Raw genomic sequence first — 18929 nt, forward strand, 5'->3', positions numbered from 1 at the left:
CGCAGTGTAAATCGAAACGCAGTGTAAATCGAAACGCAGTGTAGATTCATCGAACACCAAAACAAATATAAAATAAGTGAGATATATTCATCGAACACCAAAACAAATATAAAATAAGTGAGATATATTCATCGAACACTAAAACCAATATAAACTAGGTGAGATAGATGATGAGGTGTTGAGTTAGAATTAAAAAAATATATCAAAATTCACCAATCTCTCCTAACCGCAAACCGATTACAAAAAGTACTCAAAGTAGCTCTTGTTCTCTTTTTCTTCAATAAACGAAAAATTCATTCGGTTGATCATGCGTACAGATTTTTCATTGGCAGTTTGTGCAACTGCAAGGATACGCTTGACTTGTGGGTGTTGTTGTTTGATCAACTCTATTAATCCCCACGTACCTTCTGTGCCATAACCACCTTTCCAAAAAGCTCTTCCAATTGAGAAACCAATTTCAGCAGATGTATCATCAACAAGTGTATAAACTGCTGTTCCCATTAATTGAAGCGTTTCGCGATGTACAAATCCGCAGCGAAATTTCTTACCTAATGCATTTTCTTTTTCTACTTGTTGAAGGTATATTTTTACATCTTCCAGGGTTTCAAAAGGAAGTGTCGTTCGATATTGCATGGCATCTTTATCGGAATAAATTTCGAAAAGTGCTTTTTCGTCTTCTGTTGTTAGAAATCTAAAATACGTACGTTCCATTCGTAGTAACATAACACAGTCTATTTGAGTTTTTACAAAATAAAGAAATAGATTTTTCCTTTTGCGTTTTTTCAAAAGATTTCTTTGAGAAATACGACTTTCATTCCTCATTTAAAAAAAAAATGCCCTATACGATATTTGGGGGGCGTATAGGGCAAAAGTAGTATGAAAAAAAGTTTTTACTTGAAATACAATTACTGTGCCAAATAAGTAAATTAGACATTAAAATTAATATAATTATGGAAGAATTTTAGAATTAAAATACAAGTTCGGTAGAAGTGAAAGCAGAATATTTGTTTTTTTAAAAAAGCATTTATTTTATTTATAAAATGAATTAAATTAGTGGAAATCAAAATACTAAATCAAATTATAAATCATGACAATACAGGAAGTACAAGGCATTCGCAAGCAGTTTGAATACTACCGTATGCTTGCAGATAAAACGATTTTACTACTTTCACAGGAGGAGTTGAATTGGCAATACAATGAAGAAAGCAATTCTATTGCGATGTTGATGAGACATTTAGCGGGAAACCTAGCTTCTCGGTTTACTAATTTCTTTACAGAAGATGGAGAAAAACCTTGGAGGGATCGCGATAGTGAATTTGCTATTGGAGTTTACGATCGCCATGAACTAATTACCAATTGGGATAAAGGTTGGTCTATTTTATTTCAAGTGATCGATTCTATTACAGAAGATAATGTAAATGCTATTGTCAAAATTCGAAACCAAGATCACACGGTGGGAGAAGCGCTTTATCGTCAACTTGCGCACTATCCGTATCACATTGGTCAACTTGTGTTTTTAGGAAAACTTATTAAAAACAAAGACTGGCAATCTCTTTCTATTCCCCGCAATAAGTCTAAAGATTACAATCAGGAAAAATTTAATAATCCAAGTTCAGATTCACATTTTACTGATGATTATTTAAAGAAATAGAAGAAAAAAAATAGAATCTTGTTTTTTGACTGGGATAAAAGATGGGGGTATAACCGTTTTTTATATATTTGTTGAAAGACGAATAAAGCATAAATTATGAAATTAAACACAATGGCATGTATTGTATTAGCTTCGGCAATGGCATTATCATGTGGAAAAAACAAAGAAGAAGAAAAAAAAGATACGGTGGAAGCAGTTGAAAATTTCGAATTTAGTGTAGATCAATTTGCTGATATTGAAGTTTTGAGATATCAGATTCCGGGTTGGGAAGACTTGACACTAAAAGAAAAGGAATTGGTATACTATTTAAGTCAAGCTGGATATGCAGGACGCGATATTATTTGGGACCAAAACTACAAACACAACCTTAAAATCCGCAAAGCATTAGAGCATGTTTATGTAAACTATGCTGGAGATAAGGAATCAGACGATTGGAAAAACTTCGTTGTATATGTAAAGAGAGTATGGTTTTCTAATGGTATTCACCACCACTATTCAAATGATAAAATCAAACCTGCTTTTACGCAAGGGTATTTTAACTCTTTGTTAGAAGCAACTAATACTACATTAGATGCTGCTGTTGTAGATATTTTATTCAATGATGTCGACAGTAAAAAAGTAAACTTAGACTTAGCCAAAGGTTTGGTAGAAGGTTCTGCAGTGAACTTCTATGGTGAAGGAATTTCTGAAGCTGAGGTAGAGGCATTCTACAACAACATGAAAAGCCCAGATCCTTTACGCCCTTTATCAACTGGACTAAATTCTAAGGTGGTAAAAGAAAACGGAAAACTAGTTGAAAAAGTTTGGAAAAGCGGTGGAATGTACGGTCAAGCGATTGATAAAATTATCTATTGGTTGGAAAAAGCAGTTACAGTTGCCGAAAATCAAAAACAAGCTGATGCCTTAAAATTACTGATCAAATATTACCAAACGGGTGACCTCAAAACATGGGACGATTACAACGTTGCTTGGGTTGCTGCAACAGATGGGAATATTGATTACAACAACGGTTTTATCGAAGTTTACAATGATCCATTAGGGCATAAAGCATCTTATGAAAGTGTAGTACAAATCAAAGATTTTGATATGTCTAAGAAAATGGAAGTACTTTCAAAAGAAGCACAATGGTTTGAAGATAACTCACCTTTAATGGAAGCGCATAAGAAGAAAAATGTAACAGGGGTTACCTATAAAACGGTAATTGTCGCTTCTGAATCTGGAGATTCATCTCCGTCAACACCAATTGGAGTAAACCTACCAAATGCAGATTGGATTAGAGCAGAACACGGATCTAAGTCAATTTCATTAGGAAACATCATCGATTCATATAACCACGCAGGTGGATCAGGTAAATTGAAAGAATTTGCTCACGATGAAGAGGAAGTGAAATTAGAAGAAAAATACGGAGAGTTAGCAGATAAATTACATACGGCTTTACACGAAGTAATCGGACATGCTTCTGGACAAATTAATCCAGGTATTGGTCAACCAAAAGAAACACTAAAAAGTTACGCTTCAACATTAGAAGAAGGCCGTGCTGATTTAGTTGGGTTGTTCTACTTATACAATCCTAAACTACAAGAAATCGGACTGGTAGAAGACTGGAAAGCTGTAGGTATGGCGGCTTATGATGGTTACATCAGAAATGGTTTGATGACACAGTTAGTGCGTTTAGAACCAGGAGCTGATATCGAAGAAGCTCACATGAGAAACCGTCAATGGGTGAGTGCTTGGGTTTTTGAAAAGGGTAAAAAAGACAATGTAATTGAAAAGGTAGTACGCGACGGAAAAACGTATTTCAATATCACAGATTATGAAAAATTACACGCTTTATTCGGTGAATTGCTAAAAGAAACGCAACGTATTAAATCAGAGGGTGATTACAAAGCAGCCAAAGAATTAGTAGAAACTTACGGAGTAAAAGTAGATCAAGCGATCCACAAAGAAGTATTAGAACGTAATGCGAAGTTTAATTCTGCTCCATATAGAGGATTCGTAAATCCTTATATTGTACCTGTTACAAATGATAAAGGAGAAGTTACGGATTACGTAATTAAACAACCAAAAACGTTTGAAGAACAAATGCTATTCTACGCAAAAGAATACAATTTCTTACCCGTAGAAAATTAAAAGAATACACAAAAAAGCCAACTTGTTAAGTTGGCTTTTTTTATTGCGTTATTTTGGATCTGATTCGAAATAGTCACTGGGGCGTTTACCTAATAATTTAGTAAATACGTTGCTATAAGATTGGGCACTGCTATACCCAACATGAAAGGCGATCTCCCCAATGTTCAACTGCCCTTCACTGAGTAATTCAAGTGATTTGATGATGCGTACCATTTGAATATACTTCGCCAAACTTATCCCCGTTTCTCTTTTAAATTGACGTTCTAATGTGCGTATACTAACAAAACCTTTTGAAGCTAATTCTTCAATAGAAATAGGTTTGCTATATGCCTGATGGATATAGGCTGTTACGGCTACCAAATTAGGTGATTTGGGTACAGGAGTAATTAAGGGAATGGACTCTTGAATAAAGGACGGAAGTTCTTCCAAAATGGCAAGTAAAAAGGTTTGTTCACTTTGGCGATACTCCATATTCAACGACCATTTTTCGGTGTACATTATCATTTCTTTCAACACAGGTGGAACGGAAAATAAATACAAATCATCATAAAAGGAAGGCATACCGTCAGTATTGAAATAAAGAGTTCTCAAGGATACAGATTCGGATGCAGAAGTCGTTTTATGAGGGAGATTAGAAGGAATCCATGCCGCGTGATGTTGTGGCAACAAAAATTGATTGTTTGACGTGTGCAAATACTGATAGCCCGACTCAACAAAGACTAGCTGTGCCTTGTGATGCTGGTGAAATTCGTTGTTGTGCTTCCAGTTTTCTGCATGCCAAACAAAGCCATTTTTTTTGACTTGATCTACTAATTCTGGTCCATACATACTTGTCGTTTTAGTTATGATATATGGCGAATATAATCATTTTTTTCCTTTTACTTTTGAACTTGTAAAACAAACGCATCTAATAAATATGAATAATACGATAGTAAACAAAGGAGAAAACGGTTCAAAAGCGAAAGAAATTTTGATGTTGCTTGGTGTGATTTTTATTGCATCAAATCTCCGCGCACCTCTAACTTCTGTTGGCCCTGTTATTGGTGAGATCAGTCAATCACTGGCATTATCTAATACAACAGCAGGATTGGTTACCACAATTCCTCTTATGGCTTTTGCCTTTTTATCGGGTATTGTACCTAAGTTTTCTAGAAAATATGGTATGGAAATAGTCTTATTGATTTCCTTGATTTTGTTGAGTATAGGATTGTTTATTCGTCCATTGGGAAATATTGTTTCTCTGTTTCTAGGAGCTGCTTTGGTTGGAACTGCCATAACTGTTGGAAATGTTTTAATGCCGGCCTTTATCAAAAATAATTTTCCACATAAAGTAGGAAGTATGATGGGAATTTATTCCGTCGCTATGAATTTAACGGCTGCTTTAGCCGCAGGCTTTAGTATTAGTTTGGGTTCTTATACCGCAATGGGATGGAAAGGATCGATCGGTATTTGGTTGATACTTTCTTTAGTAACAATTTTTGTGTGGCTTCCACAAGTAAAAAAGAAGAAAATAGAAACAGTAAAAGGAGATTTTGCAGTTGAAGAGCAAACCGTAAATCTTTATAAATCGAGTTTAGCTTGGGCAGTAACTGTCTTCATGGGAGTTCAATCGTTGTTGTTTTATTGTTTAGCTGCTTGGTTACCTAAAGTAATGCAAACATGGGGGATGTCCGTTGAAGATTCAGGATGGATTTTGTCTTATGTTCAATTTGCTCAATTGCCGATGACCTTCATTGGTGCAATTATCGCAAGTAAAATGAACAGCCAAAAACTATTGGCCTATGTTGTAGGAATTTTATTTATAGTTGGAATCAGCGGTATTTTAATTTTCCGTACCGATTATATTATTCTTTGGTGTATTCTGATCGGATTAGCAAGTGGTTTGGCTTTTAGTCTGTCTATGTTATTCTTTGTATTGCGTACCAGAAGTACCGTACAATCTGCAGAATTATCGGGAATGGCACAGTCTTTTGGATATTTAATCGCTGCATGTGGTCCTCCTATTTTTGGAGCATTATTTGATTTTTCCAACGATTGGATCTACTCACTTGTATTCTTGTTGATCATGTCAGGTACTCTTTTAATTTCTGGAATTATCGCAGGAAAAGACACTTGGGTGAAATAAAAACACACAGGTGTATGGCACGTAATTTATATATGTTTTGGTCAAAAAAAAAGGAAGCTCATGGCTTCCTTTTCTTTACTCTATAAAGTTGATGGTTGGGTAATAAGTAGACAACTGTATAAAAAATGTATAAGGTGAATTAATAATTAATTTATACACAGTTGTAAATCTAGGTAAAAAAAGTGAAAGATTTGTTTTCTTTCCTTAAATATGACGATTATTTTACTACAAATCGATAGTTTTCTTGTCCATTTGTTGTTTTAATTCGCAACAAATAAGAGCCTTTTGCAAGGTGGCGAACATCTAACTTGTAATAACCTTCGTGTGTGTTAACCACAGTAGATATGCTTTTCCCCGCAAGATCATAAATCTGAAAAGTTACTGTCAAAGCTGTTTGAACAACCAGATAATCTTGTGTTGGGTTGGGGTAAATGGTAAAATTAGCATCGTCAAATTTCAGGAGACTCAAATTCTCAATGGTGATTGTGTCTTGATAAGTATAGGTATCATTGCAACTGGTTATGGTAGCTGTGACTGTATATTGACCTGTCTCTGTATAAGTGTGTATAGGATTTAATTCTGAGGATGTTGTACCATCGCCAAAATCCCACGTTACTTTTGTAGTGTTAGGTGTAGTATTAGTGAAGTGCACAGTTGCTGAATCAGTTATCTCATATTCGAATTTTGTGTTGTTGTAATGTATACCTACAAACCAACGCTCGAGGTCATCGTAAACGATTTCTTTTACAATACGCTTAATATTATTCGCCTGATCCGTTGAAAGAGAACCTTTGAAAGTAACTAAAGTTGGATCTTTTTTGTAAATAATCGTATAAAAAGTATAAGCGGCAACCATAGATCCTAGCGGAGATGGATGTGAATTATCTGAAGTATACAATTCGTAAGTAGGATATAGCTGACGAATTTTTCGCCATACTCGTCCCACTGGAGAAACGTGTGCTCTGTTGATCGTAGCCATTTCCATATAACTGTCATATATTTTATCATCCATAGCTTCATAACTACAGAATTGCGTTAACCCTTGTTGACAATTTCTAGGAACTCCTTGCTTATGACCCCATGTCATGTAAAATAGTGTCTTGGCACATGGTGAAGAGTTTTTTATGCGATCATTTAAAACAGCCGCATAAGGATATGAATAACTACTTTCTAAGGCTGGACGCTGACTTTGCTCTTGTAAAACAACATAGTCCCAAGATTGACTATTGATTTTGTCCGTTACTTCTTGGCTATATAAATGATCTTGAAAACTAGCCCCTCCAGGTGTAGTTTGTTCAAAAAAGAGCTCGTCTTGGGTAGACTCCGCCGCTTTTTTAATCAAATTAGGAAGATCATTGTAGTAGGTGTAGCTATTACCAATAAAATACACTCTTTTAGATACTTGTCCATAGGAAAAAATAACGGAAAGCAGAAAGATAAAAAATAAGTAAAGTTGTTTCATCATTTGCAGTGATTTTTAGTTTGGTTAAAAATATTAAAAAAATGTTAATATAAATTAGCGTTGTTAAATTAAAAATGAGCAATTTGTAAGGTAACAGTTTTGTATCAGGTTGTTTGATTGCAATAACCACTTGGTAACTGTTAAATGTGTAGGCTAAAGTGGGAGGTAAATCGTATCTTTGAAAGATAAGGGGCAGAGAAAAACGCTTCTCATTAATTTAAAAAAGTAGAAAAATGAAAGTAGAAATATGGTCGGACGTTATGTGTCCTTTTTGTTATGTTGGAAAAAAACACTTTGAAAATGCATTAGAACAATTGCCTTTTAAAGACAAAATAGAAGTGGAGTGGAAGAGTTTTCAACTAGATCCAACTTTACCTGTTGAAGGAGCTTCTCAATCAACGATTGATTATCTAGTAAATAGAAAAGGCATGCCGAAAGAACAAATAGAAGGAATGATGAATCACTTACAACAAGCGGGAGCTGCAGTTGGAATTGATTTCAAACAGGATATTTCTATTCCTGTGAATACTTTTAGAGCCCACCGTTTGATTCACTTCGCTCAAAGTCAAGGCAAGGGAAATGAAATGGAAGAAGCCTTGTTTTTAGCTCACTTTACAGAAGGAAAGAATGTAGGGAAAATAGAGGTTTTAACAGAGTTAGCTACGAGTATTGGTTTAAATAAAGAGGAAGTAGTTGCTTTATTAAACAGCGAAAACCAAACGCAAGAAGTGAAAAATGATATTGAAGAAGCTCAAGCATTGGGAATCTCAGGAGTACCTTTCTTTGTCTTAGATCGCAAATACGGTATTTCGGGCGCTCAACCGATTGATACATTTGCAGAGGCTTTAACGCAAGCGTATGAGGAAAGTCAGCCTAAATTCGAAATGAAAGGAAATACAGATGCCAATGCATGTGGTCCTGATGGATGTGAAATCTAAAGAGCAGAGATAAAAAACTGTTCGCTTACATATAAAATAGAAAGGCTGATGAATCATCAGCTTTTCTATTTTATATGTAATTCCAATGTGAGTAAATGATTAAATGTCAATTGACATAAACAAGTATGAAAAGAACCTTATTAGTTGTAGCAGTTGCGTTTTTCTTATTCAGCTGTAAAGAAAGAGAAATTAATTTCAATCAACTCGAGTTTAGAGCCGGAGTGTATTCCGAAGTGAATCAACCTACTCCTTATACGGGGATTGTTAAACAATATGATGAAAACGGCGTTTTAAAAGAAGAAGCCTACTTACAAGAGGGAAAACTCGATCGTTTTTTTACCTCCTATTATGAAAATGGACAAGTATGGGAAGAGCGAAAGTTGAAAGACGGAAAGAAAGAGGGAGAGTCCTTTGTTTATTATGAAGATGGGCAGGTGAGAGAGCATTCCCATTGGAGTAAGGGATTGCAAATAGGGGTTTTTAAAAAATATTATCCCAATGGGAATTTAGCAGTTGAGACCCCATTTAAAGAAGGAAAGGAGGACGGATTGCATCAAGCATTTTATGAAAATGGACAACTTTATGAGAAAGGCCTTTTTATAAAAGGAAAGAAACAAGGTTTTTTTATTGGGTATTTTGAGGATGGAAAAATAAGAGAAGAAGCAAATTGGAATGAGGGTTTAAAAGAAGGTTCATACAAAGACTACTATAAAAATGGCTATCTAAGCACTGAGGCTACTTTTATCAACGGAAAAAAGGAGGGTATTGTCAAAGAGTATCATTCAACCGGAACTTTAATGATCGAATCCTTATGGGAGAACGGAGAACAAGTAGAGATAATAAAAATATACGAAGACGACTAGTCAAACGCAATGGGCTATAGGATAAGCTTAAGGAGTCAATCAGCAATAAAAAAAACCGTTGTCTAACAACATGAATTTGTTTAAGACAACGGTTTTTGTTTTGATGTGAGTTCGTATAGTTTAGCTATGCTTTATCTGCACGAACCTGTATTTCTTCTTGTATGAGGTTAAAAACTTCTGTAAAATCGCGTTTGATGTTGGGGTTTGTTGTGAATTCATTCGTAGACAATAGCATGATTAACAGTTCTTTGCTTGTCATGTTGTTTGCTTTTTGTGCATCTCTCAGTACCGTTTCTGAGATTCTTCTTGAGTCAAGCATACTGTATTTCCACTGTCCGTCTTCTTTAAAAAAATGAGCAGGTTGCATACCGAAAATAGTTCCTGTAGCTTCGTATTCCTCAATCTTTAAGTTGGCAAGCACAGCACTAGAAAGTACCTCTATCTTTTTATCGTCCACTGCCGAGTTTAAAAATAAAGTTTCAACAAATTTCTTCGTATCTATTGTTTGTAAATCTTCATCGCTTAGTAACAGCAAACCTGTAGCAATGTTCATTTGCTCCACTAAAGTTCCTTCAATGTTTTTAGCTTTGACATTCGCCAATATTGCTTCATAGTGTGCAATAGACTCTTGATCTAAATTGTCGTATAACAAGGTTCCGTTTTTATTGAGTAAAGCACTGTTTATCTTGTCGTAAACAATGTTAATCTCATCGTAGGCCTCTGCAAGGGCTACAGGATCTAAGGTTTTCTTATTTTGACAAGAAACAACTAGCATCAAAACAAGAAGAAAAGGTATAATCTTTTTCATTTTTAAATTTTATGCAAAATTAACTATTTAATGAGATTGCACTATTTTTTATTGCTTGAAAATATTTTCAACTCTTCATCGATCACTACTTACCAATAACCGATCACTAAAAATACTAGCGATTCCCCGATATAACCTTTATCTTTGAAAGGTAAACACGAAGGGAGCATGAAAGTTAAGATACTACATACAGCAGATTGGCATTTAGGAAAGCGATTAGACAATTTTTCGCGTATAGAAGAACAGCGCGCAGTACTTGATGAAATTTGTGTTCTTGCAGAAGAACAACAAGCGGATATTATCGTAATTGCAGGAGATCTATTTGACGCATTTAATCCTCCAACAGAGGCCGAAGACTTGTTTTATCGCACCTTGCGTCGGTTAACGCAAAATGGATGTCGTCCTGTTTTGGCAATAGCAGGAAATCACGACAGTCCGGAGCGAATTGATGCGCCAGATCCTTTGGCACGAGCGAGTGGAATTCTCCTTATTGGACTACCTAACACGGTGGTTCAACCGCTAGAAGACAACGAGTATTATACTTTAACAAAGTCAGTAGAAGGATTTGTAGAACTTCAATTGGCTCACATTCCTTTTCCCATTCGGATTATTCACACGCCTTATGCTAATGAAGTACGCTTAAAAAAAGCACTGAATGTAGCGGATAAAACAACCGCTTTAAGTGAGGTTTTACAATCCAATTGGGAACATCTCGCACAAGAATTTTGTGATGAACAGGGAGTTAATATGCTCGTTTCACATTTGTATATGATGAAAAAAGGAGGAGAAGAACTCGAAGAACCCGATGGGGAGAAACCCTTGAAAATTGGAAATGCAGATTTGATTTACAGTGATAGTATCCCTGCACAAATCCAATATACAGCTTTAGGACACTTACATCGCGCCCATCAAATAGGAGAAGCAGAACGCCCTGTCGTTTATGCAGGTAGCCCCCTTTGTTATAGCTTTAGCGAAGCAGGGCAAGAAAAGTATGTGATGCTAGTGGAGATGGAACCCAACATACCCGCAACATATCAAAAAATAACATTGACAAAGGGACGCCCTTTAACTCGGAAAAAATTTGATAACGTTGAAGATGCTGTCAACTGGTTGCAACAACATCCACATCATTTGGTTGAGTTAACCTTAGTGAGTGAGACGTTCTTAAAAGCAGATGACATGAAGCGTATTTACCAAGCACACGACGGAATTATAACCGTTATCCCCCTAGTAAATCTCACCAATCCGGATGCAACAAAAAAACACCAAGTGAATTTAGAGCAAGATATTCAAGGTCTTTTTGTCGATTACTTTAAACAAAAAAACAACGGACAAGAACCTAATGAAGAAGTGATGGATCTGTTCAAAGAAATTATAAACTAACGTTACCATGATACCTATACAATTAGCTTTAGAAGGTTTTTATTCCTACCAAGACAAGCAAGTGATTGATTTTACCCAGTTAATTCAAGCGGGCTTATTTGGGATTTTTGGAAAAGTAGGATCAGGTAAATCTTCTATTTTAGAGGCCATTTCCTTTGGATTATACGGCGAGAGTGAACGGCTCAATGCCCGAGATAATCGCGCATATAATATGATGAACCTAAAATCAGATCGCATGTCGATTGATTTTGAGTTTTTTAATTTTAAAGAAGAAAAATATCGCATTTACAGAGAGTTTAGACGAAATTCTAAACGTTTTGACGATGTAAAACGAGGAGATGCTATTTTGTATCAATGGAAAGAGGAGCAGTGGATTCCCTTATCCCATACGGATGTAGAACGTGTGATTGGGTTGAGTTATGATAACTTCAAGCGAACGATTATCATCCCTCAAGGTAAATTTAAAGAGTTTATCGAATTAGGAGGAAAGGATAGAACCAAGATGATGCAGGAGATTTTTGGATTAGATCGTTTTGATTTAACAGGAAAAACCAAAGCATTATACAGTGAAACGCGACAAAAGTTCGATCATTTACAAGGGCAGTTACAGCGCTTTACGCCTTTGACCATAGAGCAAATAGAAGAACAAAAAACACTACACAAAAAAGAAGAACAACAGCTAACCCAACTAGCCGTAACCTATAAAAAAGAACAAGAACTCTATCAGCAATTAAAAGCAGTAAAAAGCGATTTTGAAACCTTAGAGGAAAGTCGAAAAGAGTTAAAAATAGTAGAAGAGCAAGCGGGTAATGTACGCGAGCAAGAACGTGAATTAGCACAATACGAAAAAGTAGATAAAACATTCCGTTCTTTACTGCAAGTAAACCAACAAACAAAGAGTAAGCTCGAAGAAAAACAAGCGAGTTTATTGGAAAAGAAAAAAGAATGGCAAACCAAACAAGAACAGTATACCCAAATTAAAGTGGAGTTTACTGCCGTTGAAAAACAGTTCGAGTCAATAGAAAAAGAGAAAGTAGAACTCGTTGAATTACAGGTAGTACAAGCGATTCAAGAAGCTAGCCAAGCTCAAAAGGCTTTGGCAGAACGGTTACAGAAGGGAAGGGAAGTAGTTGTTGAAGCGAAAAGTGAATTAGAGAAACAACAAACCCTGATTGAACAAGGAGAGCAACAACTTCTACAATTGAAGCAGAATCGCATGGATCCGATGCGTTTAATGGCGCTAGATAAATGGTTTACCGATTTTGAATACTTAGAACGCGGTACGCTCGAATTAGCAGAGAAACAAACACAAGTTCAACAAGAGATCTTGCGTTTGGATAAAGCATTAGAACAGGTTGATTTTACAACAGAAGAGCTATGGAAAGCTGGATTAGTAGAAAAGCGAGCATTAAATCAACAACTTCATTCTTTGATTACCAAAGAAATAAATCAATTACACGTGACGCAACAATTGTCACATTATGCTTCAGCTTTGCATGAAGGTGAAGCTTGCCCTTTGTGTGGTGCTTTAGAGCATCCTGCTATTTTAGTAGGTGAAGATGTATCTAAAGTAATAGGTGAATTAGAGTCAAAATTGCAAAAGATCCAAGAGGATGAACAGGCTTTGAATCGAAAAGAAAGAGAAATACAGGCGTTATTAGATAAAAAACACTTGGTGCAAGTACAGGCTAACGAGCTTCTGCTCCAAGTTCAATCCAAACGTGAATTGATAGTTAAACACCGAGAACTATATTGTTGGAATGAAGTTGAATGTGGCAATAAAGGACAGCTTGAGCAGTTTAAGCAACAAGCCATTGAACAGAATAAAGCTATAGAAAGAGCAGAATTACAGCAACAACAAGTAATCAAAGACGCCGAAAGCATTAGACATAATGTAAGTAAATACACTGAAGCATTAGTAGATATCGAACTCAAACAAGCAAGATTAGAAGCAGAAATAGCGAGTAAAGTACAGCAGATTCACCTGATTGATCTCCGTGAAAAATTAGCTCTTGAAAAGACAGTACTGGAGCAAGACATACAAAGAAAAGGAAAGTATATTGTTGAGGTAGAACAATCGTACAAAGTACTTGCCCAACATTTACAACAACTAGTACCAGTTTTAGCTTCATTAGAAACTGAAGTGAAGAATGTACAAGCCACAGTAGAAGAACTGACAATCGCTCTTCAAGAAACAACCCTTGTTATGGATCGAGAACTCAAAAAATTCAATTTCCAAAGCATACATGAAGTCGAAGCAGTTCTCGTTAAAAATATACAAGTCGAAGAAACGCGTGCTAGTATTCAGGCCTTTATTCTAAAGTTGGAAGTATTGCGAAATCAAGTGACACAATTATCAACTAAACTCGAATCTGTAGCTTTTGATCTGTCTCGTTTTCAGCAACAGGAAGCTAAAGTAAACGCATTAGAAGAGCAAGTAACGAACCAATCGACTTTAGTAGTGAAATTAGCAGGTGAAATTGAGCGCTTAGAACAAGATTACAAAGAAAAAGAACGCTTGTTAGAAGCATTTAATCATTTGGACAAGCGGCTAAAAAATATCAACCTCTTGGATAATATGTTTAAAGGAGCTGGTTTTGTTAACTATGTTTCGAGTATTTACTTGAGTAATCTATGCGAAATTGCAAACCAACGTTTTCATCGTTTAACCAATAATCAACTGAGCTTGCAATTAAACGAAAGTAATGAATTTGAAATTATTGATTATTTGAACAACGGAAAAGCACGCAGTGTCAAAACGCTATCAGGCGGACAAAGTTTTCAAGTATCATTATCTTTAGCTTTAGCACTAGCCGAAAGCGTGCAAAGCCTATCTAAATCAAATAAGAACTTTTTCTTTATTGATGAAGGATTTGGGACACAAGATACTGAATCAGTTAATATCGTATTTGAGACGTTGAGTAGTCTGCACAAAGAGAATCGAATCGTTGGGATTATCTCCCATGTGGATGAATTACAGGAGCGAATTCCCCTGTCCTTGTCTATTGTGAAAGATGAAGAGAAGGGAAGTAGAGTAGTTACTTCTTAAAAAGAAGTGAAGAAAAATATAGGAACCAAAAAAATAAGTACATTTGTTAGAACAAATGAACGAATTAATAGGATCGAATAGTTGATATGAATGTAAAATATACAAAAGAAGAAAAGACGTCCATCGTTATAACATTGGGAATTACCCTTTTATTTTTCCTTCTTTTATTTTTTATCAAATTTATAGATAATCACACGTCATACACTAGTTTTGGTGGAGGCGGAGGTGGCGGAGATGGTGTTGCTATTTCACTAGAAGGAACACCTGGAGATCATTTGACAACTTCTTCACAACCAGTGGTAGAAGTAGAAGAAGAGCAGCAAATTGCCAAGGCAGAACCTGTAGAGGAAAAAGAGGTTTTGGCGTATGAAAAAGGAGAAGAAACGGCGGTTGTAGTGACGAAGAAAGACGAAACGAAGAAAACGAAGCCAGTTGAAGAAAAGCGATTGGAAAATGTAGCGAAGAAAACAACGGAAAAGAAAGTTGAAACAACCGAGAAAAAAGCAACAACGCCAGCTAAAACTGATGTTTCCAATACCACAAAAGATGCTATTAGTAGCTTTATGAATGGTGGAACAGGCTCAGGAGGAGGTGGAACAACAGGAAGTGGAAAAGGCGGATTATCAACAAATGGAGGATATTACGGTACAGGTACTGGAAAGGGAACAGGAAGCGGTAGCGGTGTTGGAAGCGGAACAGGAACAGGTATCGGAAGCGGATCTGGAGGAGGAGTTGGAAACGGACATGGAGATGGTAGAGGAGACGGAATAGGATACTCTTTAGATGGACGAAGTGCAACAGTCAAAGCAATCCCCAAGTATACTTGTAATGAGATTGGAACCGTTGTGGTTGAAGTATGGGTAGATCAAGCTGGGAATACAGTAGAGGCAAGAGCAGGTGTAAAAGGAACAACCAATACAGCAAATTGTTTATTAGAACAAGCTAAAATAGCAGCCTTGCAAACTAAATGGCAAGCGAATGATAAAGCTCCTGCCAAACAAATAGGAAAAATCGTGTATCAGTTTAAACTGAATTAATAAACAACGGAGAATAGATCTTTACCTCTATAAAGAGGTGCACTAAAACTCTAATAAAAGTAAACAACAAAGCCTTGAAGTTTCAAACTTCAAGGCTTTGTTGTTTAAAGGAGAAACTATTTAGAAGCGTTGAGTTAAAAGATAATATAGAATATGAACCCAGAGGATTCGCTAGTTGTAATTGAAAAATTGAATTAGGAGGGTAAACAAGGTACAATTGATAGGAAAGAAGTAGAGGTATTTTTATTAAATCCCAAAATAGGAAAGTTAAGCGAAATAAAATCAAGTTAAACCTGAATTTCAAACCGTATGGAGATTATACAATTAAAGAAAAACTCAATTAATGATGTTTTGAATTAATTATGTTAATAATTATTAAATTTATAATATATTTATATCTTTAATATGTTTATTTTATTTTTATTATCTTATTTTTGGTTAATAATTATAAAATATAAATATTATGAGAAAGATTTTTATGATGTTAGTTGCGGCTATTATGACCTTTGGTAGTGTTGGTTGTGCTAATGATGATGGCAATTCTGTTTCTAATCCCAAACCAACCCCTCAAATATCTCTTCAAGATGCAATTAAAGGAGAATGGGTAGAATCTGAAAATATCTATTTGGATAAAGACAAAAAAGAAGTTGAGGTTTTGGAACTAAACTCTAGAGGTTGTCCAAATAGGATGATGAATTTTAGAGATCAGCTTGTAACTGAAACTATTAATGATAAAATGGAGCCAGATTCTCCTTGTATTGAATACAAATATAGAGGGAAATACACTATTGTTGAAGATATACTGAATATTGAATATGGAGATTATGATGCTATTATGGTAGAAAGGTATGAAATAGAGGAAATAACAGCAGATAAATTAGTCTATTTAATGGAGGATTACTTTGTAGATGGAACGCTTTTAGGTTATTTCAAAATTGTTTTTGTTAGAAAATAAAAAAATAGAAAGCGATTACTTTTCAAAATGAATCTATTTTGAAAAGTGCATTAATAATGGATTAAAATAAAGAACGAGCATTTTTACTACTAAAAATGCTCGTTCTTGTTTAAATAATTTGAAGCTGATAAACGCCTACTTTTTATTGCTTTTGTGTAGCAATTACAAACTTGATGTTGTTCTTAACGCCAATTTGTAAAACATCTACTAATTCTTGTATCTGTGAATTAAACGGAATGCGAATAACTACAGATTGATCCGTATTACCGCCTAGCTCCGCTAATAACGTTTGTTCCAGTTCTTCATAGGGAACTTCCGTCTTATTAATGAAGAAACGCTTGTCTTCTGTAACTGAGATGGTCAAATGTTGCTTGTTTGTCTTCTCGTTTGACGCCGCTTTAGGAAGCATCATCTTTATCACATTGGGATTGGCTAATGTAGATAAAATAAGAAAAAACAAAAGCAAGAAGAACATAATATCACTCAGAGAGGATGTTGCGATTTCTGCTTTAAATCGTTTATTTCTTTTGATTGCCATTTGGTCGTTGAATTGCATTAATAAAATCTAAAATCGTTTGTTGCGTGTTCAACAAATAATTATCAATAGATGTATTCAATAAGTGGTAAGCTGCATACGCGATAATACCCACAACCAAACCAGAACCACTACTAATCATCTTTTCATAAAGTCCTCCAGAAATATTTGCAATACTGATATCCTCTGAAATACTAATATTGTAGAAAATACGAATAACCCCTAAAATCGTTCCAACGAAACCTAATGTTGGTGCAATACCTGCAATCAATCCAAGGTGGCTCATTTTTTTCTCCATTTTTCCAATTTCAATATTCGCTAGGCGCTCCATATTTCCTTCAATCTCCGTAATAGGTCTTCCGATAGAGTGTGTCCCTTCTAAAATTACCTTCGTATAAGAATTGTTATCCCTAGACAATGTTAAATCTACAGAGTCCATCTGACCTTTTTCCAATAGGTTGAGCGTATTTGGAAGGACAGTAGCATCATATTTTGTCTGTTTTCTAATGTATAGATAACGCTCTATCGATAAATAAATCGTGTAGATAAATAAAAGGATGATCGGAATCATAAAGATTCCTCCTTTCATAACAAAATCTAAAGCTGAAATTTGACTTTCTTGTGTTACTACTTCGTTCAAATCAGTGACTGCAGTAGTAATTGCATCGGGTGAAGTTTGCAAAAATGTAAACATTAATGATAGTTTAAAATATGATCAAATATAAAAATAAAAATGAACAATTGGATGAGGATCCGTCATTCAATTGTTAGAGAATATATAAAATTAGTTTGAACTGTCTAATACGAGGAATCGGTTTAAAAGTGTAATAGATAATCCAAAAAAAGCAATGATAGCAAAAGCCATTTGTAAAGAAGCTTGTTGGGCAATAAATCCAATGACCGGCGGACCTAAAAAGAACCCAATAAATCCAATACTCGTTACTAAGGTTAAGGCTTGTTGTGGAGGCATTGTTTTACTGTGCCCTGCGAGGTGATATACCATAGGAACTACGGCTGAAACACCAAAACCAACGATCATAAAAGAGGCAATAGTCGTATAAACATGAGGGTATAATACCGCTGCCCCCAAACCAATAAAAATCAAAAAACCACATACAGAGAGCGTTTTGCGTTCTCCATATTTTCGAACGGTATAATCTGAAATGAATCGACCACTTGCCATGGTAAACATATAAGCCGTTAAACCATAGCCTACTAATTCAATGGGAGCAAGAGCAATGTGTTTCATATATTCACTTGACCAATCAGTCATTGTACCTTCCGTAACCATCGAAAAAAAGGCCAGTAATCCTAAAATAGCTAAATTCTTATCGGGCCAAACCCATGTTTTGCCTCCTTCTTTTTTAACGGGTGGAGTTGTATCTGCAACTAAGAATCTAAACATAAAGAGAGCTGCTACAATCCCAACAGATGAAAAGTAAATGAAATGGTCTAATGGAGGAACATAACTACTAATCATTTCAGCGCCCAGCCAAGAAGCGGCAAACCCTCCAATACTCCACGTACCGTGCAGCGAACCTATGATTTGTCCCTTATATTGTTTGGATACATTGATCGCTTGCGTATTGATGGAAATATTGGTCAGATTACTGCAAACCCCAAACAGGACTAGATTGATTTTTAACTGCCAAAGAATATCCCAATACCCGATACCTACTAAAAGTACAAAATAACAAAGTAAAAAGTACAACGTAGATCGCTTGCTTCCCATCTTCGCAATAATAGATCCCGCAAACGGCAAAGAAATTAAAGTTCCAATAGAAATATAAAGTAAGACAAATCCCCAAGCAGAATCATTAACTCCAAAATATTCTTTAATCGTAGGAATTCGAGAAGCCCAAGAAGCAGATATACCGCCAAAAAAGAAGAATAAAACCGTAACGGCAATTCGAGCGATGTGTTTAGACATATGCTAGGATTAAAATTGAAAATTTGCTTGTTTTAAAGGGCAAAGGTATAAAAAAGAAGAAGG

General features: G+C 35.5%; 16 protein-coding genes. 9 read left to right on the forward strand and 7 right to left on the reverse strand.

Annotation, left to right across the window (positions count from 1 at the left end; all coding sequences use genetic code 11):
* Positions 1-237 precede the first annotated feature (237 nt).
* Complete coding sequence (locus tag H4K33_RS14900) at positions 238-723, reverse strand: GNAT family N-acetyltransferase (protein WP_182650401.1); 486 nt, start codon at positions 721-723, stop codon at positions 238-240.
* A 364-nt stretch (positions 724-1087) separates the two neighbouring features.
* Here H4K33_RS14900 and H4K33_RS14905 point away from each other — a divergent pair, with 364 nt between their 5' ends.
* Positions 1088-1651 carry a DUF1572 family protein gene (locus H4K33_RS14905; protein WP_182650403.1) on the forward strand — a complete coding sequence of 188 codons (564 nt, stop codon included), beginning with the start codon at positions 1088-1090 and terminating at the stop codon, positions 1649-1651.
* 96 nt (positions 1652-1747) lie between these two features.
* Positions 1748-3781 carry a dihydrofolate reductase gene (locus H4K33_RS14910; protein ID WP_182650405.1) on the forward strand — a complete coding sequence of 678 codons (2034 nt, stop codon included), beginning with the start codon at positions 1748-1750 and terminating at the stop codon, positions 3779-3781.
* Positions 3782-3829: 48 nt separating this feature from the next.
* Here the strand turns inward: H4K33_RS14910 and H4K33_RS14915 are convergent, their stop codons facing one another.
* Positions 3830-4609 (reverse strand): AraC family transcriptional regulator, encoded by a 780-nt coding sequence (locus H4K33_RS14915; protein ID WP_182650407.1) that lies wholly within the window; start codon positions 4607-4609, stop codon positions 3830-3832.
* Positions 4610-4697: 88 nt separating this feature from the next.
* Here H4K33_RS14915 and H4K33_RS14920 point away from each other — a divergent pair, with 88 nt between their 5' ends.
* Positions 4698-5906, forward strand: coding sequence for an MFS transporter (locus H4K33_RS14920; protein WP_220485340.1), 1209 nt, complete (start codon positions 4698-4700; stop codon positions 5904-5906).
* A gap of 217 nt (positions 5907-6123) precedes the next feature.
* On the opposite strand, the gene H4K33_RS14925 is transcribed toward H4K33_RS14920, so the two are convergent.
* Entirely contained in the window at positions 6124-7371 is a 1248-nt protein-coding gene (locus H4K33_RS14925) for a PKD domain-containing protein (RefSeq protein ID WP_255493770.1), read from the reverse strand.
* Between the two features lie 230 nt (positions 7372-7601).
* Between H4K33_RS14925 and H4K33_RS14930 the strand changes: the two genes are divergently transcribed.
* The gene (locus H4K33_RS14930; RefSeq protein ID WP_182650408.1) at positions 7602-8306 is read left to right on the forward strand and encodes a DsbA family protein; all 705 of its coding nucleotides are present in this window, start codon (positions 7602-7604) and stop codon (positions 8304-8306) included.
* A gap of 125 nt (positions 8307-8431) precedes the next feature.
* Entirely contained in the window at positions 8432-9169 is a 738-nt protein-coding gene (locus H4K33_RS14935; RefSeq protein ID WP_182650409.1) for a toxin-antitoxin system YwqK family antitoxin, read from the forward strand.
* Positions 9170-9293: 124 nt separating this feature from the next.
* Here the strand turns inward: H4K33_RS14935 and H4K33_RS14940 are convergent, their stop codons facing one another.
* Positions 9294-9977, reverse strand: a complete 684-nt coding sequence (locus H4K33_RS14940; RefSeq protein WP_182650411.1) for a hypothetical protein — start codon at positions 9975-9977, stop codon at positions 9294-9296.
* 168 nt (positions 9978-10145) lie between these two features.
* Between H4K33_RS14940 and H4K33_RS14945 the strand changes: the two genes are divergently transcribed.
* The 4 genes from H4K33_RS14945 (at position 10146) to H4K33_RS14960 (ending at position 16401) form a co-directional block, all read left to right on the forward strand.
* Entirely contained in the window at positions 10146-11360 is a 1215-nt protein-coding gene (locus tag H4K33_RS14945) for an exonuclease subunit SbcD (RefSeq protein ID WP_182650414.1), read from the forward strand.
* A 7-nt stretch (positions 11361-11367) separates the two neighbouring features.
* Complete coding sequence (locus H4K33_RS14950) at positions 11368-14409, forward strand: SbcC/MukB-like Walker B domain-containing protein (RefSeq protein ID WP_182650416.1); 3042 nt, start codon at positions 11368-11370, stop codon at positions 14407-14409.
* Positions 14410-14495: 86 nt separating this feature from the next.
* A complete protein-coding gene (locus H4K33_RS14955) occupies positions 14496-15446 on the forward strand; it encodes an energy transducer TonB (protein ID WP_182650419.1) in 951 nt (316 codons plus the stop codon).
* A 463-nt stretch (positions 15447-15909) separates the two neighbouring features.
* Positions 15910-16401, forward strand: a complete 492-nt coding sequence (locus H4K33_RS14960; protein WP_182650421.1) for a lipocalin family protein — start codon at positions 15910-15912, stop codon at positions 16399-16401.
* Positions 16402-16543: 142 nt separating this feature from the next.
* Here H4K33_RS14960 and H4K33_RS14965 read toward each other — a convergent pair whose 3' ends face one another.
* From H4K33_RS14965 to H4K33_RS14975, 3 genes are all read right to left on the reverse strand, one after another.
* Positions 16544-16939 carry a biopolymer transporter ExbD gene (locus H4K33_RS14965; protein WP_060872976.1) on the reverse strand — a complete coding sequence of 132 codons (396 nt, stop codon included), beginning with the start codon at positions 16937-16939 and terminating at the stop codon, positions 16544-16546.
* Positions 16920-17630, reverse strand: a complete 711-nt coding sequence (locus H4K33_RS14970; protein WP_182650423.1) for a MotA/TolQ/ExbB proton channel family protein — start codon at positions 17628-17630, stop codon at positions 16920-16922. Before H4K33_RS14970 ends, H4K33_RS14965 begins: the two co-directional genes overlap by 20 nt.
* A 90-nt stretch (positions 17631-17720) precedes the next feature.
* A complete protein-coding gene (locus tag H4K33_RS14975; RefSeq protein WP_182650425.1) occupies positions 17721-18866 on the reverse strand; it encodes an MFS transporter in 1146 nt (381 codons plus the stop codon).
* Between the last annotated feature and the right edge of the window lie 63 nt (positions 18867-18929).

The sequence above is a fragment of the Myroides sp. WP-1 genome, assembly GCF_014145635.1.
GTDB lineage: Bacteria > Bacteroidota > Bacteroidia > Flavobacteriales > Flavobacteriaceae > Flavobacterium.